Source organism: Chryseobacterium candidae, from assembly GCF_004916905.1.
In the GTDB taxonomy this organism is placed as follows: Bacteria; Bacteroidota; Bacteroidia; order Flavobacteriales; family Weeksellaceae; genus Chryseobacterium; species Chryseobacterium candidae.
In genome coordinates this window covers 93,066-116,101 of the sequence record NZ_SDLV01000047.1, presented here as the reverse complement: position 1 = coordinate 116,101, position 23,036 = coordinate 93,066, and the positions used below count along the sequence as shown (strand labels likewise).

Genomic DNA, 23,036 nt, shown 5'->3' with positions numbered 1-23,036 from the left:
GTAAGTTTATATAATAAAAAAACCGCTCTTGTGAAGCGGTTTTTACTTTATAATAGATTAATAATTAATCATTTAACTTTAACACTGCCATGAACGCCGATTGCGGTACTTCTACTCTACCAATCTGCTTCATTTTCTTTTTACCTTCTTTCTGCTTTTCCAATAGTTTACGTTTTCTGGAAATATCTCCTCCGTAACATTTTGCAGTAACGTCTTTTCTTAAGGCTTTAATGGTTTCTCTTGCGATTACTTTCGTCCCTAATGCAGCCTGAACAGCAATATCGAACTGTTGTCTAGGGATCAGCTCACGAAGTTTTTCACACATTCTTTTCCCGATGTAATAAGCGTTGGAATCGTGAATCAATGAAGATAAGGCATCTACCATGTCACCATTGATAAGAATATCCATTTTTACCAGCTTGGAAGCTCTGAATCCTATTGGATGATAATCAAATGAAGCGTATCCTTTAGAGATTGATTTCAGCCTGTCATAGAAGTCGAATACAACCTCAGCAAGCGGCATATTGAAAATTAACTCTACTCTTTCTGAAGTCAGATAACTTTGGTTAACAATTTCTCCTCTCTTTTCGATACATAAAGTCATTACCGCTCCTACGAAATCGGATTTTGTAATGATAGAAGCTTTGATGAATGGTTCTTCTACTCTGTCCATCGTTGAGGGATCCATCATTTCAGACGGGTTATTGATCAGAATCGGAACTTCAGGTTCTTTTTTAGTATATCCAAAGTAAGATACGTTCGGTACCGTAGTGATCACATTCATATTGAACTCCCTGTCAAGACGCTCCTGAACAATTTCCATGTGAAGCATTCCTAAGAATCCGCAACGGAAACCAAAACCAAGAGCTGCTGAACTTTCCGGTTCGAAAACCAGAGAAGCATCATTCAGTCTTAATTTTTCAAGAGAGAATCTTAATTCTTCAAAATCTTCCGAATCGATTGGGTAAATCCCGGCAAATACCATTGGTTTTACTTCCTCAAATCCATCAATCGGTGCATCAGCAGGTTTTTCAAAAGAAGTGATGGTATCACCTACTTTTACTTCACGGGCATCTTTAATACCCGATACAAGATATCCTACATCGCCGCAATGGATTGTTTTCTTCGGCACCTGCTTCAGTTTTAAGGTACCCACCTCATCAGCTCCGTATTCTTTTCCTGTTGCGAAGAATTTGATTTTTTCATTTTTAGTGATACTTCCGTTCACTACTTTAAAATAAGCTTCGATACCTCTGAAAGGATTGTAAACGGAGTCAAAGATTAAAGCCTGAAGCGGACCATCAGGATTTCCTACGGGTGCAGGAATTCTTTCCACAATCTGCTCAAGAAGGTTATGAACACCTTCACCTGTTTTTCCGGAAACTCTTAATACATCTTCATATTCACACCCGATAAGGTTCATAATCTCATCGGTTACTTCTTCAGGGTTTGCAGACGGAAGGTCAATTTTATTCAGAATAGGAATAATTGTCAAATCATTTTCCAATGCAAGATACAGGTTACTAATAGTCTGAGCCTGAATACTCTGTGCAGCATCTACAATAAGAAGAGCACCTTCACAGGCAGCAATAGAACGGGAAACTTCATAAGAGAAGTCAACGTGTCCCGGGGTATCAATAAGGTTTAAAATATATTTTTCTCCTTTATACTCATAATCCATCTGGATGGCGTGTGACTTGATTGTAATCCCACGTTCTTTCTCCAAATCCATATCATCAAGCGTCTGAGACTGTAATTCTCTTTGGGTAACGGTATTCGTGTACTCCAATAGACGGTCTGCCAGGGTACTTTTACCATGGTCGATATGAGCGATTATGCAAAAATTTCGTATGTTTTTCATTTAAGAATCTTGTAATTTGCAAAGATAAGAAATTGCAAGAGAATTTTTCATTCTTAATTCTTTCTTTTAACTGAAACACAGATAACAATAAGAAAAGAGGGAAAATTTTCTCTCTTTTCAAATATTATTTTGTTTTGCCAAAGTCTTCCGGTAAAATATATGCCCCTGTAAGTGCATCAATCCCTACTCTATGATACTTTGCATTCTGTTTGCGGACTTTTGAGGAAGCAACATCTATTACAGCACCTACTATACCGCCTACTATACCGAAAGACGCTCCTGCAATAGTCATTGTATTATTCTGTGGAAAGAGCTCTTCTTCAGAGGCTGTTATAAATAAGCCATTATTATCTTTATCAATTTCAATAAAACTTACTGGTGTTTTTTTATAGGCAATTCCATTATCTACAACTGCAAAAACTTCTCTGTTTAGAATATCATAATCATCAACTCTTTTCACCCCTTTAATTACCCCTTCTTTATTCTTTTTTACCATAAGCTCTTTATCAGGCTTTTGTTCTGCAAATGATTGATAGTCTCTATAAACGCCATCTGTAAGAGATGCTGAACTAAAAACTGGCAACTGTTCAGATATTATTTTTTCATAATTTTCAAGATCCGCCTCAGAAATTGGAATATTCAATCTTTTCACACTATATGAATCTTTTACAATATTGGATAATTCTGCTGATATACTGGCAGCTACAGCTCTTGTAATATAGGCATGATCTTTCTGTTGAAAATCTTTTGAAAGTCTGTTCTTTTTTAAAAAATAATATTGATCATCTTTTTTGACAAAAGTAGACACTCCCATTTCCAAATGTCCCTTCACTGATCTTTCTGTTGGTATATCTTTCACTTTTAGATATTCAAGCATAAGGAAATACTTATCATTCCCCCGTTGTTTGTTATCCTCTAAAAACCAGTCAGAAAATAATTTTTCCAGATCTTCCTTTTCAAATTTTACTTCATAGGGGTCTTTTCTGTGAGAAATAATTCCTATGAATTTATCTTCTCTTCTGTCAAGTAATGTAAGAGACTGGGCAGCATGAGTTTTATCTTTAATATTTCTCCTGAGTTCTATAAATTGATTTTTTTGAGCAGAAATAAATGTGGATAACAGGAAAAATAACAGTCTTATTTTCATCTTTGTTTTTTTACAAAATTAAACATTCTGATAAAAAATTAAACGGCTCTCACAGAAAGATCTGTAAGAGCCGTCCAACATTAAAAAAATAAACTATTATGGGTTCTGTTTGGATCCCGAAGCATTATGATTTCCGTGAGGTTTTCTTTCATCCATTTTATCCTTCATCATCTTTTCGGATTGAAACAGCTTCAGAACTTTTTGGCAGGGAATTACCTGCTGCATTTTATCTGCATATTTTTTTCTGTTATCCAATAGCTTCTGCCCTACTTCAAAACTTTGCTGCAACTTAGCTTTGGCTTCGTCATCCGATAAAGTTTCGGGATCAAAGTTGGAATTAAACTGACTTTTTATCTGCTTCTGGCTATCCAGATATTCATTATACAATTGTGTAAATTCGGCTTTATCATCCGGATCGACATTCAGATTATCCATGATCATATTGTTCCTGAATTTCTTCAGAAGTTCTTTTCTCTCTTCCGGAGAAAGATTATTGATGACTTCTTTCCTTTGTTTAGGATCCATCTTTTTCCAATCATAATCTGTTCTTTGGGCATTTAATCCAAAGCCATAAATAATCAAAAACGTCAATAATATCTTTTTCATTTTCTTTTAATTATAAATATCCAAATAAACGTCCTGAGTCGAATTACTTGCTAACTCTGCAATTTCAGAATTAGAAAACGAGTCCAGATATTCATTCATTCGTGTTTCTTCTTTTTTCTTCACAGTTTTCACCGGTTTAGGGCTCTCTGTTGTTTTTTTAGTTTCGCTTACACTTTTAGCAGCGTAAACATTGTTATTTTTTTGATTTTCAACTGTTTGATTATTATTTTCAACAGAAGTTAAATCAGATTTTAAAGTTTCATAAGCCTGCTCACTTTCTGTTTTCGGCGCTTCGTTATTGGCTACATAAGCTGTTTTAGAGTTCAGTATCTGTTCTGTGGAATCGTTATCTGAATTAAAAACATACGTTGTTCCAAAAATCAAAGCCAGCGATGCCGCTGCTGCATACATCCAGTTCAGCTTAAAGACAGGTGCTTTTTTACTTGTCTTTATATCATTCATAACGCTCTCCTGAATATTTTCAAACATATTATCAGGAACTGTGTAAATGTTTTTACGCTCTAATTTTTCTATGTCGAACTCTTTCATCTTTGTTGGTCAAAAATTATTTTTCGTAATTTTCTTTAATATAATCTTCTATTTTCTGTTTGGCATAATGATAATTTGTTTTCAAAGTCCCTACAGACATATCTACAATTTTTGATATTTCTTCGTAGGGCAAATCATCATAATACCGCATCATAAATACCAGTTTCTGCTTTTCGGGCAGGCTGTGTATAGCGTTCTGCAGTAAAACCTGTATCTCTTCAGCATCTCCTTCTGTATTATCTGCGACGAGATTCTGCATATGATACTCCGGATCCTCATCAGTTTTCTGCATCTTTTTCATTTTGTTGACCTGCTGCAGTGCTTCGTTGGTAGCGATCCTGTACAACCAGGTATACAACTGGCTATCATTTTTGAACTGATGAAAATTCTGATATGCTTTAATAAAAGTTTCCTGCAAAGTATCCTGTGCAAGATCTCCGTCCACAATAATTCTTCTTATGTGCCAGTACAATCTGCTTTGATAGGCGTCCATCAAGGCACGAACCCCTTTATCCTGGGTCCGTGGATTCTGCATCAACGAAATAATTTCCGCGTCCTTAATCTTCATAAGATGCCTTCATTGTTTTGGATTACAAAAATAGCTGAAAGTTAAATTAAAAATTCAATTTTCAATGTAAATATTAAAAATAATATGAGACACTTACGCAATAAACGTGCCTATATTGAAGAAGAGGATTTCTGAAGCAATCTTCCTTTCCCGGCTCAGCTTAAAATCTTATATTTGTTATATGCAAATTGTAATCATCGGTTCCGGAAATGTTGCCTATCATATGGCAAAAGCTTTCACGTTGAAAAGCATTCCTGTGGCCCAGCTATTTGGGAGGAACGAAAAAGAATTGAAGAAAATATCTGAAGAATTAAATATTCCTTCCGCTACAGATCATCTGGAAAAAGCAGATCTTTATATCATCTGTGTAAGTGATCATTCTGTGGGGGAAGTTTCGAAGATGATAACCGGAAAAGACTGTCTGGTTGCCCATACCTCAGGATCACTTTCAAAAGAAGTTCTTGCAGGAGACTATCGAAAATCCAGCTTCTACCCATTGCAGACTTTTTCAAAATCCAAGGAACTTGACTATGAAAAAATTCCGTTTTTTATAGAAGCGGAAAATGAAAAAGATCAAAAGATATTGTTTGATCTTGCTTCAAAGATTTCGGAAAGGGTGATGGATAGTAATCACGAAAAAAGAAAATATATTCACCTGACAGCTGTATTTGCCTGCAATTTTGTGAATCATCTTTTTTCAAGGGCTAAAGAAATTTCAGATTCCCAGGATATTCCGTTTGATTATTTCTTACCCCTCATTGATGAAACGGTTCATAAAATTCATGAAATTGAACCTAAAATGGCACAAACAGGGCCAGCCGTAAGAAATGATGTAAGGATTTTACAGCTGCATGAGCAGTTATTGAAAGACGAAAGTCTTGACATTTATAAAACAATGAATCATTCTATTCAGAAAATGTATGAGCTATAAAGAGAAATTAAAAGATATTAAGGCATTTGTATTTGATGTTGACGGCGTTTTCACAGACGGAAGTGTATATCTGCTTCCCGGAGGAAATATGTGCAGGGTAATGAATGTTCTGGACGGTTATGCAGTAGTAAAAGCTTTAAAAAACAATTATTTAATCGGGGTTATTACCGGAGGAAATGATGAAATGGTAAAACACAGAATCAATTATCTGGGTATTCAGGATTACTATCCGAAGTCTCATAATAAAATAGATGATTTTGAAGATTTTAAGAAGAAATATAATCTTAAAAACGAAGAAATTCTGACGATGGGTGATGATCTTCCGGATATTCATATCATGGAAAGTTCAGCTATTGCGGCGTGTCCTGAAAATGCGGTTCCTGAAGTAAAAGGAATTTCCGATTATATTTCCCCGAAAAAAGGAGGAACGGGTGCTGTTCGTGATGTGATTGAACAGGTAATGAAAGTTCAGGGGAACTGGCATGACGATAATACTCAATCCGTATAAGTATCTGTATGAAATTACTTTTAGCATCACAATCCCCAAGAAGAAAAGAACTTCTTTCAAGCCTTGGTTTTGATTTTGAGGTCGTAAAAATAGACTGTGAAGAAATTATCCCGGAAAATATTAAAATAGAGGAATCTGCCGCTTACCTTTCTGATTTAAAGGCTGAAGCCTTCAGAAACCTGGAAGAAGGTGAAGTGCTTCTGACTGCTGATACGGTAGTTGCTATCGACAATCTGATCCTTGGAAAACCTAAAGATGAAGCGGATGCCTTTAAGATGCTTCAAAATCTTTCCGGAAGAACGCATCAGGTGTATACGGGAATTACCATCAAAACAGCTGAAAAAACGATTACCGAAACGGATGTAGCCGATGTTACTCTGGACAAGGTTTCGGATGAAGAAATAACTTATTATATTCAAAACTATAAGCCTTTTGACAAAGCTGGCAGTTATGGTGTTCAGGAATGGCTGGGAATGGCGAAGATCACAAGCCTTACAGGAAGCTATTATACCATTATGGGGCTTCCTACCCATCTTGTTTATAAAATCCTGAAAGAATCTTCTCTGATTTAAAAGATGATCAGACTTGAAGCGCTCATTAAAGAAGAAATAAAATATTTCCGCAAGAAATATAAATATTATTCATTATAAAATTTTATTATTTTTACAAAATCATCAAACTGCTGATAATAAAAAGCAGATTAGCGAGTTATATTGAATAATGAAAAAGAATATATTATTCCTTTTAGTCATATGTCTTGTTGCTTCCTGTGCTACCAAAACAAAAAAGCCGGAGCAGCGTTCAAGAGTATTGAAAGGATTTTCCACATATTACAACACTCTCTTTAATGCGAAAGATGCATTAAACAGTGAGTTTACATCCAGAGACAAAGGACATAAGGATAACTTCTATGCGCCTTATATCCCTATTCTTACTTACGAAGAACAACCTTTGGGAAGTGATCTTGGGCAAACTGAAGCTTTTGCAGAAAACTCTATGAAGATGGCAGAAGTAGCCAACAGACCTTCAGGAAGAGGCAATTCAGGAATTCCGAATATTCCTGGCGGACCTCAGGGAAATGGACCTTCAAGACCTGACGGTGAGCAAGCCAAAGGAGCTACTACGCTGGAAATTGCAGAAGCAAAAGCTTTAAAAGCAATTAATAAATATTCTGTTACCAGAAATGGTGAAGAGAAAAACAAGCAGATTTTTGATGCCTATATGATCCTTGCGCAGGCAAGAATTTATCGTGGTAAATCTCTTGAAGCCCTGGATGCCCTCAATTATGTTTTCACCCGTATGAAAGATGATAAAAGAATTGCACTCGCAAGAATTTATCAGGGGCTTGCATATGATAAAATCAAAGATTATCACAGAGCGCATGAAACATTTGCCAAACTGAAAAGTGAAGATATCAGTAAAAGCTATGCAAAACTACTGAGCATTTATTATTCTGAATCTCTTCTTGATGCTGGTAAAAAAGAGGAAGCGGCTAAAGAACTTGATAATGCTTTTGAACTGAATTCGGACAGAAAACTGAAAAGCAGAATCGCTTATCTGAGAGGTCAGGTGCTGGAAAATCTTAACCAGAATGATAAAGCAAGGGAAAGCTATGCTGCAGCATATAAATACGCCAGTGATTTCGAATTTGAAGTAAAATCTCAGGTTGCCATTGCCAAAACTTTTAACGGTAAAGGCGACTATGCGGGAGCAAAAAACTACCTGGAAGGAATCAGTAAAAAAGGGATGTATGGCTCCAGAAAGAATGAATTTTATTATGCTTTAGGGCTAATGGCCAATAAAGCAGGCAAAAAGGATGAAGCACAGCAATTTTTCAGAAAATCTCTTTTTGAAAAGGTTTCTGATCCTCAGATCCGTGGATTGGCATATTATGAAATAGGTAAAAGCTACCTTGATAAGAATGATTATATCGGAGCCGGAAGTTATTATGATTCTGCGCTTGCTGTAATGACTTATGAGCCTTCAAAAATCCTTTTAAAAGACCAGTCTGAATACATTAAGAAGATTTCTAAAAACTATTACCTGATTAAAAAGAATGACAGTATTCTTTCTCTGGCCAAGATGAATGACAGTCAGAAAACAGATTATTTCACAAAATATATTGCAAAATTAAAGATTAAGGAAGAGAAAGAGGAACAGGAAAGAAGACGTGCAGAAAGAATTAAAGGTTTTGATACCGGTGATTACAGCGCCAATTCTATTTTTGCCAATAGTGCCAATTCTTTTGAGGACTTTGGCGTAACTACAAAAGGTTTTTATTTCAGTAATTCAGGAACGGTAAGCAAAGGAACCTCTTCGTTTAAGCAAATCTGGGGAGACCGTGCCCTGGCCGATAACTGGCGTTCTTCCAAGAAAATGGCCACTATTGAAGATATGAAGAATGAAGCGTTAGGAGTAACTTCAGCGCCTAATCCAAGACGTTTTGAGCCTGCGTATTATATTGAACAGATCCCTACAGATCAGGGGAAATTGTCTCAGTTAAAAAAGGACAGAGATACTGCTTCACTAGGTCTGGGAATTATGTATCAGAATTATTTTACCAATACCCCACTGGCTACAAAAACGCTTTATGACCTTGTAGATGTAAAGCCGGAAGAAAAAGTGATGTTACAGGCGCTGTATGAGATTTTTGCCATGAATTATGAGAAAAATCCACAAGCTTCTGAAAGAGCAAAACAAATTCTCCTGGCAGATTATCCATATACTTCTTATGCAGAATTCGCCAGAAATCCCAAGAATAAATCGTTTGTAAAATCAACCGAAGAAGTTGAAAACGAATACAAAAAGGCATATGCTCTATTTGAATCTGAAAAATTTGCAGAAAGTAAGGATGTGATCGATCAGACGATTCAGAAGTATCCCAAAGATGCGCTGGTTCCTAAGCTGTACCTTTTAAATGCATTCAATGCAGGAAAATCCAGTGGAAAGGAAGTAATGATTCTCCAGCTTGAGCAGATTGCCCTGAATTATTCTAAAACATCTGAAGGAATTAGAGCCAAAGAAATGCTGAATTACCTGAAAAGTGATTTGAGCTTCCAGGCAACGGATAATAAAGGAAATTCTATTCCTCAACAGCCGTCAGGAGTACCCCTACAGCCTAATACTCAAAATACGGGACTTCCACAAATGAACAGCGGGAAAGTACAGAAACTGGAAAATGTAGATCTGCAAAGTACTACTCCGTTACAGACAAATCCTTCCCCACAGAAGCAAGATAAAAATGATAAAAACCCTGGTGTGAAAAGACCAACTTCACAGGTTCCATCAAAACCTCAATAACATAAAAAAGCGAAGATTTACTCTTCGCTTTTCTTTTTCTTTACTCCATGAAAATCTTTGAGATAAAAAGGCTCAAAATAGGCCATATCCTCAAATTCTTTGTTTTCTATTTTTTCCAGTGTCTTTCTGATGAGATATTGTGCAGAAGGATAAACATCTTCTTTAAAAACGGCATCAGGGAGATTCAGAATATCTTTTGCCTTTTTAGCACCATCCCCTGCAAACAGAACTTTTTTATCTTTAAATTCTTCAAAAGAAGTTTCGTCTAAAATCTTAGCTTCCGTATCAGATAACTCCTTCCCTGTCCCACCATCATAAACAGCCGTATACACCTCCATTCTCCTTGCATCGATCAAAGGTATAACAAAGTCGTAGTTATCGCCTAAAAAAGGCTCTACCATGCTTTCAAGAGAATTCACTGCAATCAAAGGAACTCTGAGTCCATAACAAAAGCCTTTCGCAGAGGCAGCACCAATTCTTAAACCGGTATAAGATCCGGGACCTTTTCCTAAAGAAACTGCCTCGATATCTTTAAGTGAAATTCCCGCTCCTTCCAACGCCCACTCCACATAGGTGTGTAAGCTTTCGGACTGTTTATAGTTTTCAGAAACTTCTTCACAAAGGCATATAAGCTTTTCATTGTCTGATACTGCTACTGAACAGTTCTTAGATGATGTTTCAAGATATAGAATTTTCATTTTTTTGTTTTAAGCTAAACAGCAACATTGCAAGAGCAAAATTACTTTTAATACTCTGCAAATTTACTCCATTATTTTGGACTATTTTCTATAAATCGTTCTTGGCTCAGCCTGAGCACTTGGATAGATGGTCATATCAGAAACAGTAACGTGTTTCGGTGCATTTACACAGTAAGCAATGGCATCAGCAATATCTTCCGCTTTCAGGGCATCATAGCCTGCGTACACTGTTGAAGCTTTTTCACTGTCTCCTTTGAATCTCACCAGAGAGAAATCCGTTTCTACAGCTCCCGGCTGGATATTGGTTACTTTGATTCCAAATTCGGTAAGCTCCAACCTCATTCCTTCCGAAATAACATCTACTGCTTTCTTCGTTGCACAGTACACTACTCCATTCGCATAGGTTTGTCTTGCTGCTACAGAACTGATGTTTACTATATGACCTAAATTTTTAGTTTTCATAATCGGAATGATCATTTTAGAAACATAGAGCAATCCCTTTACATTTCCGTCGATCATAGAATCCCAGTCATCTGTCTTACCAGCAGAAAGAGGATCTAACCCATGGGCATTCCCTGCGTTATTAATCAGAACATCAATTTCTTTCCAGTTTTCAGGAAGGGAATTAATGGCTGCTTCTACTTCTTCAAGATTCCTTACGTCAAATTTCAAACTAAATATTTCGGTATAATCAGAAAGTTCTGTTTTCACAGATTCCAGCACCTCACTTCTTCTTCCACAAACAATGATTCTGTTTCCTTGTTTTGCAAGAAGCTCTGCAGTGGCTTTACCTATACCGGAAGTTGCTCCGGTGATCAATATTGTCTTCATAAAATTGGTTATTAAATGTCCGAATGCTGTACACTGTCAATGTCATGATCCTGATACATTCAAACATTGTTGTATTGATTTATTAGTTCGCATCAAAGGCCTGAAAAGCATCTTTGATATGGTTAACTATTAAGTTTTTATTATCATCAGGAAGAACGGAAATAATATCAAATCGGGCTTCCTGATCTTTATTAAATTCTTCCAGATAATGATTAGCTGCGGAAACAATAGATTTTATCTTTGTTTTGGTTACAGATTCCTGAGGAAGGAGGAAGACATCGGTAGATCTTGCTTTCACTTCCACGATAATAATCAGATTATCTTTTTCAGCAATAATATCAATTTCGTTCTGCTTAAAGCGAAAGTTTCTGGCCTTAATTGTATAGCCGTTTTTCTGAAGATAATCAGCAGCAAGATTCTCTGCTATTTTTCCAAAATCATTATGATGGGCCATACTGTAAGTTTTAGAGTTGGGGGAGTAATGGTATTTTAAAAATCAATCTTAACATTGCTATCCACATTCATTTTCACATTGGCTCCGATTAAAAGTGGTCTGTTGTCCTTAATGTGCCCATTAGGAAAAGCAAATGCAACGGGGAATTTATACTTCGAAATTCTGTCAGAAATCAGTTTGTAAGCAAATTCATCAAAGCTATCTTCATAGCTTTGATTATCCTTTTCATCACCCATATTGGTCATTCCACCCACAATAAGTCCTTTGATCTTACTGAAGACCCCGGCAAGCTCCAGACTCATGATCATACGGTCCAGTGCATAAAAGTTTTCTCCAATATCTTCGATAAACAAAATCTTGTCTTTAAAGTCAAAAGAATATTTGGTTCCTAAAAGGGCGTAAATAAGGGCTAAATTCCCTCCAACCAATTCTCCTTCAATATTCCCTTCTTTATTCAATTGGTGAGATTCTAGAGTATATTTTGGTTTTTTACCTTTCAGAATATCAAAAATCAGATCATAGCTTTCATCTGTCACACCAAAACTGGATGTCTTGATGGTCTGCCCATGAATGGAAACAAAATCTTTTTTCAACAGATAACTTTGTATGACTGTATTATCGGAATATCCAATATACCATTTCGGGTTTTCCATAAACTTTTTCAGCTTCAGATGCTGAAGAAGATGCTGGCATCCATAACCTCCTCTGGAAGCCCATACCGCTTTTATTTCCGTATCATTAAAAGCCCAGTTGATATCTTTTGCTCTTTCCTTTTCTGTTCCGGCATAATTATATCCGTTTGAAAATTTAGTGTAGAGATGTTCCCCGGGAACGGGTTCAAAACCTCTGCTTCTAATCATTTCTATTCCTTTTTCCAATTGAGGGACATCTACCGCTCCGGCAGGGGAAATAACAGCTATTTTATCTCCTTTTTTAAGAGACTTTGGAAAGATCATTTTTTTCATTTTGCTTTTTGATATTTTACTTCTTTCTTTTCTGCTTCCTCCAGCTGTTTTTCAAATTGGTTGAACTTTTTAAAACTCTGCAGGAAAATAAAGAAACTGAAGATAATAAGAATACAGCCAACAACTCTTCTGATCTGGTTGGCCAGTTTTTGTGTTAATTTATCGTGAAACTGCTTGGCGAGAAATATCTTGGCAAGATCTATAGACAGGTAAGTAGCCAGTACTATGCTGATGTATAAAATAAAACTGCTGGTGTCCGGATATTGATTCCTTACGGAAATTACCGTTACCAGCCAGAAAAGGATGACTCCAACATTGAGAAGATTAAAGAAAAAACCATTGAAAAATGTTTTAATATAATTCTGGCCGATAATCCTTTCTTCGCCGGGAAGATGCATCTTTGTTTTGGTCACCAGCATTACAATTCCGTAGATAAAAATAAGAATAGAGGTTATCCTGTAAAACCCGGGATGTTTATCAATTAAACTTACAATATCTGTACTGGCATAGTAGGCTGCAACAATACATAATAAATCTGCAGTAATTACTCCGAGATCCAAAGACAGGGCGTGCCTTGGGCCTCTGGAAAAGCTGGTCTCAATGAGAAGGAAAAAAATAGGTCCTATGAAAACCAGGCTCAGCATAAATCCTAATATGATGGCAGATAGTACAAGTTCTAACATTAAGTGGGGTTTAAAAATGAATAAAAATTCATTCCGTTTTATACAAAGTTATACTTTATGATTTAATTATTCAATAAAGTTGTGATATATCAAGTGGATTTTAAGGAGAGTTTAATGTGAAATTTTTAATGAAATAGGAGAGGAGCGTGTATTCAAAAGTTTTTACAACAAAAAATAAAGAGGTCATTCCATTTAGAAATAACCTCTTTTGTCTTATATTTTTGTAAAGTATATTCAGCAATTTTTTTTATTCTTCCAAACAGTTTTCATTGAAAACAAACTCGAAATCATTTCTGATTTTAAGACCAAAAATACCCCTTTCAAAGGTATAAATAACCTGATTTTTAAAAAGCATTCTTTTATAATCTATCCAAAAACTTCTGGTCATGTAAGAATATTCGTAGGCGTTTCCACTCAAATAAACGTAAGTTGTCTTTCCTTTCTGATGGCTGCGTACGCTTCCAACCTCTGAAACCATGTTTCTGAAACAATATGTTTCTTTGGTAGGATTTATTCCTGTAACGTAATTGATAAGAAAGAATCCATTTATTATCAATGGAAAAGTGACTCCAAAAAAATATTTTCTTCCTTGCTTATTGATATTGATAATATTTCTTTTAATTAGAATATTACATAATATAACAAGAACAATCAGAACCAATACAAAAAGATAAAAATTGATAACAGTATTAAAAATTACTGTTACCAATAATATTGCGTTTAAAATACTAAATACAATGTATTTATCTATTCTCGTCATTACTTCACGATCTGGAAGTCAAGCTGTTTCTGAATCAGATTGGCTTTTACCACTTTGATCTGAACTTCATCTCCAAGCTGATATTTATTTCCATGTCTTATTCCGTATACGGCATGGGTTTTTGCATCATACATATAGGAATCATCTACAAGATCTCTCAATTTGATCAATCCTTCCGCTCCGTTTTCAGGAATCTCAACCCAGAAACCAAATTCTGCCACTCCGGAAATTACACCTCTGAAAGTTTCTCCCAGATGCTTTTCCATGAATTTCACCTGCATGAATTTGATGGAGTCTCTTTCCGCATCTGCTGCCAGTCTTTCCATGGCGCTGCAGTGTTTTGCTTTGTCTTCAAGCTCACCTCTGTTTGGAGATTTTCCTCCATCCAGATAATGCTGAAGAAGACGGTGAGCCAATAAATCCGGGTAACGGCGGATAGGAGAGGTAAAGTGGCTGTAGTATTCAAAACCAAGACCATAGTGGCCAATGGGTTCTGTGGAATATACTGCTTTGCTCATACTTCTCATCGCAAGAGTTTCAATCATATTTTCTTCCCCTTTTCCTTTCACATCATGAAGAAGTTTATTCAAAGATGCGGCAACCTTTTTGGTATTGGCCAGATCCATTTTGTATCCGAAAGTAGCAACAAAGTCTCTCAAAGATTCCAGCTTTGCGGGATCCGGATCATCGTGAACCCTGTAAATAAAAGTATTGTTGGTGATCTCACCTTTTCTTGAAAGCGATACAAATTCTGATACTTTTTTATTGGTTAAAAGCATGAATTCCTCGATCAGGTGATTGGAGTCTTTACTGATTTTAAAGTACACACCAATTGGTTCATTATTTTCATCAAGATTAAATCTTACTTCACTTCTGTCAAAAGTAATCGCTCCTTTTCTGATACGATCATTACGCATTATTTTTGCCAGCTTATCGAGTGTGTTGATCTCTTCCGCAAGATCTCCCTGTCCGGTTTCAATACGTTCCTGAGCCTCCTCATAAGTAAATCTTCTGTCTGAATGGATAACGGTTCTTCCAAACCACTGTTTCTGAATTTCAGCATTGTCATTCAATTCAAAAACAGCTGAAAAAGTATATTTATCTTCATGTGGACGAAGGGAGCAAACATCATTACTCAAAACTTCCGGCAGCATCGGCACAACCCTGTCAACCAGATATACTGAAGTAGCTCTCTGATAGGCTTCATCATCAAGAATAGTTCCCGGCACTACATAATGAGATACGTCTGCAATATGAACTCCGATTTCCCAGTTTCCGTTTTCCAGTTTTCTGATGGATAAAGCATCATCAAAGTCTTTTGCATCCTTAGGGTCAATGGTAAATGTACAGATATTACGCATATCCCAACGTTTTGCCACCTCTTCATCTGTGATGCTTCTGTCAATTTTATCTGCATCAGCTTCTACTTCCGATGGAAATTCATAAGGGAGGCCATATTCTGCGAGAATAGAGTGGATTTCCGTTTCGTGTTCTCCCGGGGTACCCAATACCTGAATAATTTCACCTTCCGGATTTTTATCCCCGGGTCTCCATTCTGTCATTTTTACAATGACCTTATCTCCATCTTCTGCAGTGCTGAATTTTCCTTTCGGAATAAAGATATCTGTGTTGATTGATTTTTTATCACAAACTACGAACCCAAAATCTTTGTGGGCAACCTTCTGAAAGGTTCCTACAAACTCTGTTCTGTTTCGTTCCAAAACTTCCAGAACGGAACCTTCCAGTTTCTTTCCTTTATAATGATAAGTTATAATAAGAACCTTATCTCCCTGCAGGGCATCCTTTACATTTTTGGAATGAACGAAGACATCATCTTCCAGTCCTTCCACATTTACATATGCATTTCCGCTTTGGTTGAAATCTATTATTCCGGTAAGCGTTCCTGCAATTTTCAGGTTCACTATATATTTTCCTTTTTCTACTTCTTTAATCTTTTCAGATCCCTGAAGTTTATGCAGTGCCTGGATGACAAGTTCTCTTTGTCTTGGATTTTTGTAATCTATTCCATCAGCGATCTGCTTATAATTATAAATTTTGGATGAATTTGCATTCATAAAACGGAGGATCATTCTTCCGATCTCCATCATTTTTAAATCATTTTTATGACTTATATATTTTCTTTTTTTTGGCATTTTAATTTTCTTTTAATTAATTTAGTCTTATCCCAGGTAAGACCTTTTTCTAAATTTTCCTTATCCGTTCCTTTCTACAAGGTCATTCAATTTCATCATTAGGATCTTTCCGTAAATCATCAGAAATTATCTTTCAGTTTGCTTACAACGGGAGCTTTAGTTTTGTATAAATTTAATACAATTCTGGAGAAGAAAAGAGAAAAACCTTCTATTAAATATATTTCAAATATAAGAAAGGCTTTGGGGAATAATAGAGTGTAATTTCTATTGGACACTGCAAATGTACGAATAAAAAATAAATAAGGCTTGCAAAGTAATTTACAAGCCTTATTATAGTATTTAGCAAACTGCAATTTTATCAACTCTGTTCTGGTGTCTTCCACCTTCGAAGTCTGTTGAAAGAAATTTATCTACAATTTCAAGCGCCAGCTCTTTAGATATAAATCTTGCCGGCATTGAAATCATGTTGGCATCATTATGCTGTCTTGCCAGTGTTGCAATCTCCGGCATCCAGCACAAAGCGCATCTAATTTTCTGGTGTTTGTTTGCAGTGATCTGAACTCCGTTTCCGCTTCCGCAGATCAGAATTCCAAGCTCATTTTCTCCGTTTTCCACAGAGGTTGCAGCAGGGTGTACAAAGTCCGGATAATCCACACTGTTTGTGGAAAACGTTCCAAAATCCTGTACTTCAAAACGTTCTGAAAGATAGTTCTTAACAATCTCCTTATATTCATAGCCTGCATGGTCCGCTGCAATAGCAATTTTTCTTTTCATAATACTCTTATTAAGCTTTATTAGATTCTATTTCCTTACAAAGGTAAGAATAATAACAATTCGTGTTAGTAAACCCTGAGTTAATTGTGAAAAGGTATGTGAATAACTGTGGAAAACTTTTCTCAACTTTCTATTTTTAAAGATGAATTTATTTCGTAATAGAAAATCTTTCCTCAAACTTTTCCCACAACTTTCCAGATGTTTTCTTCAGCTATCCCCAGATTTTTCCATAATAAAATAACTAATAATGGCTTTGTTTCAAAGTTATCAACATTTGTTAATAAGTATGTGAAATTGCAGGTTTACAGAGTTTTATAATGTGAGTTAAATATGAGTTGAATAAAAGTTGAATGTTATCAATTTTTAGCCTAAAACTTATCCCCGAAACTAACAATACTCAACAACAACTACATTATTCTTTTTTTTATAAGAGAAAGAATTGTTGATTAATGGGTGATTGGGTTCGGGGAAAGTTTTTGAAAACTTTTATTTTAATCAAACTGTTGAAAAAGTTTAAAACCTTACATTTGTGAAACAAAAATTCAATGAGGTTTATGAAATTGTTCCTGCGAGATTTTTACAAAAACTAAAACGGATTTCTGCAGAACAGTCTCATAAGGCTAAGTAAAAAATAAATCTATTTATGAAAACAATCAATGATCTTAATTTTAAAGATAAGAAGGCTCTGGTAAGAGTGGACTTCAATGTTCCGCAGGATGATCAACTGAAAGTGACAGACAACACAAGAATTGTTGCTGTGAAACCTACAGTGGAAAAGATTCTTAATGATGGTGGTTCTGTCATCTTGATTACGCACCTTGGAAGACCAAAAGGAGAGGTTAAGGATGAATTTTCCCTTCAACATATTGTAGGTGAAGTTTCTTCTGTTTTAGGACAGGAAGTAAAGTTTGTAGACGAATGTATCGGAGAAAAAGCAGAGCAGGCAGCTGCAGATTTGAAACCAGGGGAGATCTTACTATTGGAAAATGTACGTTTTCATAATGAAGAGGAAAAAGGAGATGCTGCATTTGCTGAGAAGCTTGCTAAATTAGGAGATGCTTATGTAAATGATGCGTTTGGTACAGCGCACAGAGCTCATGCTTCCACAGCAGTAATAGCTCAGTATTTCCCATCAACTAAATATTTCGGTTTACTAATGGCTAAGGAGCTTCAGGCTATCGATAAGGTTTTAAAAAGTGGTGAAAAACCTGTTACAGCTATTCTGGGAGGTTCTAAAGTTTCAACTAAAATTACCATTATAGAAAATATTCTTCCTGCAGTAGATAATCTGATCATTGGCGGAGGTATGGCATTTACCTTTATTAAGGCTCTTGGAGGAAAAATCGGTACTTCTCTTGTAGAAGAAGATAAACTTCCTTTGGCCCTTGAGATCTTAGGAAAGGCCAAAGAACATAAAGTAAAAGTATATCTTCCGTCTGATGCTATCATCGCTGAAAGCTTTAGTAATGATGTAGAAATAAAAGAAGCTGATATTTATGCTATTCCTGAAGGATGGATGGGACTTGATGCTGGTCTTAAATCAAGAGATCAGTTTAATGATGTATTGCTGAATTCACGCACAATTCTTTGGAATGGCCCGATTGGAGTTTTTGAAATGTCAAATTTTGCTGCTGGAACAGTTGCATTAGGAGAGAGTATCGCAGAAGCAACAAGATTGGGAGCTTTTTCTTTAGTGGGAGGCGGTGACAGTGTTGCTTTCGTGAAGCAATTCGGATATGCTGATCAGGTTAGTTATGTTTCTACCGGTGGGGGAGCAATGCTTGAAAGTCTTGAAGGACTTGAATTACCAGGCGTAGCTGCCATCAATAATTAATAGGAAATATAATATATTTTAAAGCCTGCTAATATAATTAGCAGGCTTTTTTTATTTCTTAGATTTAATTAAAATCCTTTATTGATCGGTGTTTTAATACTATTTTAGAGATAACTTGTAGTTATATATAGATAGGTTGAATTCTCTTTCAGTGACTTATGTTTTTCAGGAATTTTATGATCACAATATTCTTGTAAAATTTATGTATATAGGAGACTTTATTTCTGTTTTTATTCTCATTTTGATTTGGTAAATGACCATGATTTTTGCAATACTATTGATATAAAGAGAGGTGTTTCTTCTATAAATTATACCTTGTATTTCGAAAAATATAGAAAGAGAAATTGATATAATTTTATGAAAATTATTAGAAAGTTGGAAGGAGGATTTGTGATTTTTTCTTCTAATTGGAATAAGACTTTATTCATCTTTTTTTGGAAAAAATATGATAGATTGATTTAAAAATGAAAGATTTCTGGAAATAGTATTTCTGCTTGTTTTAATTTTAAATTTCTTTTATAAAAGTAGAGATACAAATTTTTGTGAATCCTGGAGATTTAAATTTATTTTTTTTATTTCACATATAAGTGACTATCTTGTATCTTATTGTATATTAATGATTAAACTAATTTGTTAACTGTTTTATTCCTTATCATTTTCATATGATCATTTTCCATAATATTAGAAATAATTGCGTAAGTGCAATAAAATGAGTAAGTTAATGCCTTTTTGATTTTTTTAGAACTTTTTCCAGGATAAATTTTAGTTCGTTTTTGATTTTTTATTTCTTTAGACTGAAAAATTTGCTATGAAGTTTATAGCCTTCTATTTTCAAATTTTTTGTTGAGTATTGAGTTTTGAATTTTGAATTCTCTAGGATTATTAATTTTTATTATTCCGATTTTCTCAAAAAATAGTAACCAATCAATTTTCATCAATTTTTTTTTTAATAGAGAAAAATTATTTTAATAAAAATTATAAAGTGGAGTAGGGGAGTTCTTTTTTGTTTTTATATAGTGGAAGAATTATTTTAAGAGGAAATTCGATTTTCAATTTTGCTTGTGGGTAGAAATATATTTACCTGTTCAGGTTTAATTTTTTATTTTCAATAAAACGTCGAAAAATGACCTTCATAAATAGTTTAAAAATCGATTTTCTATCTTTTTTAGAGTATTTGTATCTTATTTTATTTTGAAGTTAAATTGAAGCTGTTTTTGTGATAATTTATCTTGTTAAAGCTAAATTTCTTCTTTTTTTCGCTTGTTTTTATGGTTTTATTGAATACTAAGTTAGAAACTTAAATAAAAGCTTTAAGTACATAAATTACTGATGAGATGATCTATATTTTTCTTTATTATTAAAATGGAGTAGGGGAGATATTTTTTATTGATAGGTAAGGAAGGTAAATTTCTATTTTATTTTTAAGTCTTTACAAAATAGATGTAGGATTTAAAATATAAATGTATTCCGGAAAAAAGAAAACTCAGGAGAAAAAATCGTGAGTTTTTGATTTTTAAGCTAAAGATGCCGAAAATTGACCTTCATAAATGGGTCAAAAATCGATTTTCTATCTTTTTTCGATAATGTATATCAAACTTGAAAATTCGTTCGAAAATAAGGCTTTTGCGTTAGAAATTGTTCCGTAAACCATGGCTTTTATCCAAAATAGCGGTGATTTTTTATATTTTTCGCTCAACATGGAGATATAATAAGAATCAAGAACCAAAGGTTTGATCTTTCTCATTTTCCAGTCAGGATTTTTAGAAATTAAGTTTTCCATACCTTTTTTTGAAAAATGATAGATATGTCTTGGGACATCATAAGCTGCCCAATACTCTTTATAATGTTTCGCATCATAAGAAGTAGGGTTAGGAACAGCAATAACAAGAATTCCTTTTTCTTTTAATTTTCCATGGAAAATAGCAAGCATTTCATCTTGATTCTCGATGTGCTCAAATACATGCCAGAGCGTAATAGCATCTAAGGTCTTTTCTTCAATTTTATTTATATTATCTAAGATGGAAGCCTTTGTAATTTTTCCTTTTGCTGCTTTTCTTGCATCAGAATCCGGTTCAAATCCGTAGGTTTCAAAATCATTTTCTATATACTTTACAAACTCTCCGGCACCGCATCCGTAGTCAAGAACTTTTGATCCTTTTTTTATTCTGTCTACGAGTATATTCTTTTTGTACTGCAGATTGAAAGACTGAAGAAATTTATAAAGCTTTTCTTTCATACTTCCGGAATCCTGGTGATGAGAAATATAATCTTCGCTTTCATAATATCTGGAAATATTGGATGGGATAGGAGTGGTTTTAAATACACCTTTTGTTTCTGTCTCTTTAATTTCAAATATTTCCTGTGAAAGAAAATGATCTTTTATTTTCATTGAAGTAAATATCTTTAATATGATAAAAAATTAAGATATCCAGAAGTTTTTTACGCTTTTAAATACCTTAATTTTTGTTTTTGTCTTTAATGTTTCACGTGAAACATTTTTTATTAACGTCCTAAATAAACTAGTAATACATTGATATCAGCCGGAGAAACACCGCTTATTCTTCCTGCCTGGGCAATTGTCTTCGGGCGAACATTTGTCATCTTCTGTTTTGCTTCTGCAGAAAGACTGCTTAGTTTTGTATAATCGAAGTCTTCCGGGATTTTAATATTTTCAAGGCGATTCAGTTTAGCTACATTTTCCTTTTCTTTCTCAATATATCCTTTATATTTAATATTGATCTCTGCCTGCTCTCTTACTTCTTCATTATATTGAGTAGAAATTTCTTTAATAAAATCAATTTCGTCCAGCTTTTCTAATGTCATATTAGGTCTTGTAAGGATTTGAGCTGCTCTGTAGGCCTGATCTACAGGACTACTTTCAATAGATTCTAAAACCGGGTTGATAATACCTGGTTTTAAAGAAGTTTCTCGAAGAAACTCTTCAAGTGACTGACTTTCAGATATTTTGGTTTCAACTCGTCTTAATCTGTCTTCTTTTGCTAATCCTAAATGGTATGCTTTCTCTGTTAATCTGATATCAGCATTATCCTGTCTTAAAAGAAGTCTGTATTCTGCACGTGAAGTAAACATTCTGTAAGGTTCTTCCGTTCCCTTTGTGATCAGGTCGTCAATCAATACTCCAATATAAGCTTCATCTCTGTTTAAGATAAAATCTCCTTTTTCATGAACTTTATTGTGTGCATTGATTCCGGCAATTAATCCTTGACCTGCTGCTTCTTCATATCCGGTTGTTCCATTGATCTGTCCGGCGAAATATAAATTATCAATTAATTTGGTTTCGAGCGTATGTTTTAATTGGGTAGGAGGGAAGTAGTCGTATTCAATAGCATAACCTGGACGGAAAACTTTTACATTTTCGAATCCTGGAATATGTTTCATTGCTTTGATTTGTACATCCTCAGGAAGAGAAGAGCTGAATCCGTTTACATAGATCTCCACCGTTTTCCATCCTTCCGGTTCTACAAAAAGCTGGTGTCTGTTTCTTTCTGCAAAACGATTAATTTTATCTTCAATACTTGGACAGTATCTTGGGCCTAAACTTTGAATGGTACCATTGAACATTGGACTTCTGTCAAAACCTTCTCTTAAAATATCATGTACGGTTTCGTTGGTATATACAATATGACAGCTGAGCTGTTTTGTCAATTTCGGAGTATCAAGATAACTGAACTTTTGAGGATTTTCATCTCCTTTCTGTTCTTCCATTTTTGAATAATCCAAACTTCTTCCGTCTACTCTCGGTGGAGTACCGGTTTTCATTCTTCCTGCTTCGAAACCTAAAGTGACCAGTTGTTCTGTAATTCCAAAAGCTCTTGGTTCACCCATTCTTCCTCCGCCTAATTGTTTATCTCCAACGTGAATTAATCCGTTAAGGAAAGTTCCGTTGGTAAGAACTACAGATTTTGCTTTAATCTCAATTCCTAAAGAAGTAACCACTCCGGCTACTTTATTATTTTCAACAATCAGTTGTTTCACCATATCCTGAAAGAAATCAAGATTGGGAGTATTTTCTAATGCTAAGCGCCATTCTTCGGCAAAAAGCATTCTGTCATTTTGGGTTCTCGGAGACCACATCGCAGGACCTTTTGAAAGATTCAGCATTTTGAATTGGATAGCAGATTTGTCTGCTACAATTCCGGAATATCCTCCCATTGCATCAATCTCTCTTACGATCTGTCCTTTTGCGATTCCGCCCATCGCCGGGTTGCAGCTCATCTGCCCGATGGTCTGCATATTCATTGTAACAAGTAGGGTTTTTGAACCGAGGTTAGCTGCTGCCGCAGCGGCTTCGCAACCTGCATGTCCTGCACCTACCACTATTACATCATATATTTCTGAAATCATTTTTATCTCGCTTGTTTTAAGCTTTAAACCTTATCTTTATAACCAATGT

The 23,036-nt window shown here is 35.1% G+C and carries 20 protein-coding genes; 5 read left to right on the top strand and 15 right to left on the bottom strand.

Annotation, left to right across the window (positions count from 1 at the left end; genetic code table 11):
• Positions 1 to 64: 64 nt before the first annotated feature.
• The 5 genes from lepA to EK417_RS18090 all read right to left on the bottom strand — a co-directional run bounded on the left by lepA (position 65) and on the right by EK417_RS18090 (position 4,731).
• A complete protein-coding gene (gene lepA / locus EK417_RS18110; protein ID WP_076595195.1) occupies positions 65 to 1,861 on the bottom strand; it encodes a translation elongation factor 4 in 1,797 nt (598 codons plus the stop codon).
• Between the two features lie 124 nt (positions 1,862 to 1,985).
• Positions 1,986 to 3,008 carry a hypothetical protein gene (locus EK417_RS18105; RefSeq protein WP_136522953.1) on the bottom strand — a complete coding sequence of 341 codons (1,023 nt, stop codon included), beginning with the start codon at positions 3,006 to 3,008 and terminating at the stop codon, positions 1,986 to 1,988.
• A 96-nt stretch (positions 3,009 to 3,104) separates the two neighbouring features.
• Positions 3,105 to 3,614: a hypothetical protein gene (locus EK417_RS18100; RefSeq protein ID WP_076595193.1), complete on the bottom strand. Its 510-nt coding sequence runs from the start codon at positions 3,612 to 3,614 to the stop codon at positions 3,105 to 3,107.
• Positions 3,615 to 3,620: 6 nt separating this feature from the next.
• Positions 3,621 to 4,163: a hypothetical protein gene (locus tag EK417_RS18095; protein WP_110367432.1), complete on the bottom strand. Its 543-nt coding sequence runs from the start codon at positions 4,161 to 4,163 to the stop codon at positions 3,621 to 3,623.
• A gap of 16 nt (positions 4,164 to 4,179) precedes the next feature.
• Entirely contained in the window at positions 4,180 to 4,731 is a 552-nt protein-coding gene (locus EK417_RS18090) for an RNA polymerase sigma factor (protein WP_076595191.1), read from the bottom strand.
• A gap of 181 nt (positions 4,732 to 4,912) precedes the next feature.
• On the opposite strand from EK417_RS18090, the gene EK417_RS18085 reads away from it, so the two are divergent.
• The 4 genes from EK417_RS18085 to porW all read left to right on the top strand — a co-directional run bounded on the left by EK417_RS18085 (position 4,913) and on the right by porW (position 9,470).
• Positions 4,913 to 5,662 (top strand): Rossmann-like and DUF2520 domain-containing protein, encoded by a 750-nt coding sequence (locus tag EK417_RS18085; protein WP_136522952.1) that lies wholly within the window; start codon positions 4,913 to 4,915, stop codon positions 5,660 to 5,662.
• Positions 5,652 to 6,170, top strand: a complete 519-nt coding sequence (locus EK417_RS18080; RefSeq protein WP_034694018.1) for a KdsC family phosphatase — start codon at positions 5,652 to 5,654, stop codon at positions 6,168 to 6,170. The genes EK417_RS18085 and EK417_RS18080 overlap by 11 nt, the downstream gene beginning before the upstream one ends.
• An 8-nt stretch (positions 6,171 to 6,178) precedes the next feature.
• Positions 6,179 to 6,742, top strand: coding sequence for a Maf family nucleotide pyrophosphatase (locus EK417_RS18075; RefSeq protein WP_076595188.1), 564 nt, complete (start codon positions 6,179 to 6,181; stop codon positions 6,740 to 6,742).
• A 148-nt stretch (positions 6,743 to 6,890) separates the two neighbouring features.
• Positions 6,891 to 9,470 carry a type IX secretion system periplasmic lipoprotein PorW/SprE gene (gene porW, locus EK417_RS18070; RefSeq protein ID WP_136522951.1) on the top strand — a complete coding sequence of 860 codons (2,580 nt, stop codon included), beginning with the start codon at positions 6,891 to 6,893 and terminating at the stop codon, positions 9,468 to 9,470.
• A 17-nt stretch (positions 9,471 to 9,487) separates the two neighbouring features.
• Here the strand turns inward: porW and tsaB are convergent, their stop codons facing one another.
• The 8 genes from tsaB to rpiB form a co-directional block, all read right to left on the bottom strand.
• Positions 9,488 to 10,168, bottom strand: coding sequence for a tRNA (adenosine(37)-N6)-threonylcarbamoyltransferase complex dimerization subunit type 1 TsaB (gene tsaB, locus EK417_RS18065; protein WP_110367428.1), 681 nt, complete (start codon positions 10,166 to 10,168; stop codon positions 9,488 to 9,490).
• An 81-nt stretch (positions 10,169 to 10,249) separates the two neighbouring features.
• Positions 10,250 to 10,999, bottom strand: a complete 750-nt coding sequence (locus tag EK417_RS18060) for an SDR family NAD(P)-dependent oxidoreductase (RefSeq protein ID WP_136522950.1) — start codon at positions 10,997 to 10,999, stop codon at positions 10,250 to 10,252.
• Positions 11,000 to 11,081: 82 nt separating this feature from the next.
• On the bottom strand, positions 11,082 to 11,453 hold the full coding sequence (locus tag EK417_RS18055; protein ID WP_136522949.1) for a YraN family protein: 372 nt from the start codon (positions 11,451 to 11,453) through the stop codon (positions 11,082 to 11,084).
• A gap of 35 nt (positions 11,454 to 11,488) precedes the next feature.
• Positions 11,489 to 12,418 (bottom strand): S66 peptidase family protein, encoded by a 930-nt coding sequence (locus EK417_RS18050; RefSeq protein WP_136522948.1) that lies wholly within the window; start codon positions 12,416 to 12,418, stop codon positions 11,489 to 11,491.
• Positions 12,415 to 13,101 (bottom strand): LysE family translocator, encoded by a 687-nt coding sequence (locus EK417_RS18045; RefSeq protein WP_136522947.1) that lies wholly within the window; start codon positions 13,099 to 13,101, stop codon positions 12,415 to 12,417. The genes EK417_RS18050 and EK417_RS18045 overlap by 4 nt, the downstream gene beginning before the upstream one ends.
• Positions 13,102 to 13,348: 247 nt before the next feature.
• Positions 13,349 to 13,861 (bottom strand): hypothetical protein, encoded by a 513-nt coding sequence (locus tag EK417_RS18040; protein ID WP_136522946.1) that lies wholly within the window; start codon positions 13,859 to 13,861, stop codon positions 13,349 to 13,351.
• The gene (gene rnr, locus EK417_RS18035) at positions 13,861 to 16,014 is read right to left on the bottom strand and encodes a ribonuclease R (RefSeq protein ID WP_136522945.1); all 2,154 of its coding nucleotides are present in this window, start codon (positions 16,012 to 16,014) and stop codon (positions 13,861 to 13,863) included. Before rnr ends, EK417_RS18040 begins: the two co-directional genes overlap by 1 nt.
• A gap of 339 nt (positions 16,015 to 16,353) precedes the next feature.
• Entirely contained in the window at positions 16,354 to 16,788 is a 435-nt protein-coding gene (gene rpiB / locus EK417_RS18030) for a ribose 5-phosphate isomerase B (protein WP_034694035.1), read from the bottom strand.
• Positions 16,789 to 17,431: 643 nt separating this feature from the next.
• On the opposite strand from rpiB, the gene EK417_RS18025 reads away from it, so the two are divergent.
• Complete coding sequence (locus tag EK417_RS18025) at positions 17,432 to 18,622, top strand: phosphoglycerate kinase (protein ID WP_076595177.1); 1,191 nt, start codon at positions 17,432 to 17,434, stop codon at positions 18,620 to 18,622.
• Between the two features lie 1,567 nt (positions 18,623 to 20,189).
• Here EK417_RS18025 and EK417_RS18020 read toward each other — a convergent pair.
• Positions 20,190 to 21,011, bottom strand: a complete 822-nt coding sequence (locus EK417_RS18020; protein WP_076595176.1) for a class I SAM-dependent methyltransferase — start codon at positions 21,009 to 21,011, stop codon at positions 20,190 to 20,192.
• 113 nt (positions 21,012 to 21,124) lie between these two features.
• A complete protein-coding gene (mnmG, locus tag EK417_RS18015) occupies positions 21,125 to 22,987 on the bottom strand; it encodes a tRNA uridine-5-carboxymethylaminomethyl(34) synthesis enzyme MnmG (protein WP_136522944.1) in 1,863 nt (620 codons plus the stop codon).
• Positions 22,988 to 23,036 lie beyond the last annotated feature (49 nt).

Excerpts from the sequence above, each read along its gene's own strand:
- porW (WP_136522951.1), top strand. The coding sequence starts at position 6,891 with ATGAAAAAGAATATATTATTCCTTTTAGTCATATGTCTTGTTGCTTCC.
- EK417_RS18090 (WP_076595191.1), bottom strand. The coding sequence starts at position 4,731 with ATGAAGATTAAGGACGCGGAAATTATTTCGTTGATGCAGAATCCACGG.
- EK417_RS18055 (WP_136522949.1), bottom strand. The coding sequence starts at position 11,453 with ATGGCCCATCATAATGATTTTGGAAAAATAGCAGAGAATCTTGCTGCT.
- EK417_RS18085 (WP_136522952.1), top strand. The coding sequence starts at position 4,913 with ATGCAAATTGTAATCATCGGTTCCGGAAATGTTGCCTATCATATGGCA.
- EK417_RS18105 (WP_136522953.1), bottom strand. The coding sequence starts at position 3,008 with ATGAAAATAAGACTGTTATTTTTCCTGTTATCCACATTTATTTCTGCT.
- rnr (WP_136522945.1), bottom strand. The coding sequence starts at position 16,014 with ATGCCAAAAAAAAGAAAATATATAAGTCATAAAAATGATTTAAAAATG.
- lepA (WP_076595195.1), bottom strand. The coding sequence starts at position 1,861 with ATGAAAAACATACGAAATTTTTGCATAATCGCTCATATCGACCATGGT.
- tsaB (WP_110367428.1), bottom strand. The coding sequence starts at position 10,168 with ATGAAAATTCTATATCTTGAAACATCATCTAAGAACTGTTCAGTAGCA.
- EK417_RS18100 (WP_076595193.1), bottom strand. The coding sequence starts at position 3,614 with ATGAAAAAGATATTATTGACGTTTTTGATTATTTATGGCTTTGGATTA.
- EK417_RS18045 (WP_136522947.1), bottom strand. The coding sequence starts at position 13,101 with ATGTTAGAACTTGTACTATCTGCCATCATATTAGGATTTATGCTGAGC.
- EK417_RS18075 (WP_076595188.1), top strand. The coding sequence starts at position 6,179 with ATGAAATTACTTTTAGCATCACAATCCCCAAGAAGAAAAGAACTTCTT.
- EK417_RS18060 (WP_136522950.1), bottom strand. The coding sequence starts at position 10,999 with ATGAAGACAATATTGATCACCGGAGCAACTTCCGGTATAGGTAAAGCC.
- EK417_RS18020 (WP_076595176.1), bottom strand. The coding sequence starts at position 21,011 with ATGAAAATAAAAGATCATTTTCTTTCACAGGAAATATTTGAAATTAAA.
- rpiB (WP_034694035.1), bottom strand. The coding sequence starts at position 16,788 with ATGAAAAGAAAAATTGCTATTGCAGCGGACCATGCAGGCTATGAATAT.
- EK417_RS18080 (WP_034694018.1), top strand. The coding sequence starts at position 5,652 with ATGAGCTATAAAGAGAAATTAAAAGATATTAAGGCATTTGTATTTGAT.
- EK417_RS18040 (WP_136522946.1), bottom strand. The coding sequence starts at position 13,861 with ATGACGAGAATAGATAAATACATTGTATTTAGTATTTTAAACGCAATA.
- EK417_RS18025 (WP_076595177.1), top strand. The coding sequence starts at position 17,432 with ATGAAAACAATCAATGATCTTAATTTTAAAGATAAGAAGGCTCTGGTA.
- EK417_RS18095 (WP_110367432.1), bottom strand. The coding sequence starts at position 4,163 with ATGAAAGAGTTCGACATAGAAAAATTAGAGCGTAAAAACATTTACACA.
- EK417_RS18050 (WP_136522948.1), bottom strand. The coding sequence starts at position 12,418 with ATGAAAAAAATGATCTTTCCAAAGTCTCTTAAAAAAGGAGATAAAATA.
- mnmG (WP_136522944.1), bottom strand. The coding sequence starts at position 22,987 with ATGATTTCAGAAATATATGATGTAATAGTGGTAGGTGCAGGACATGCA.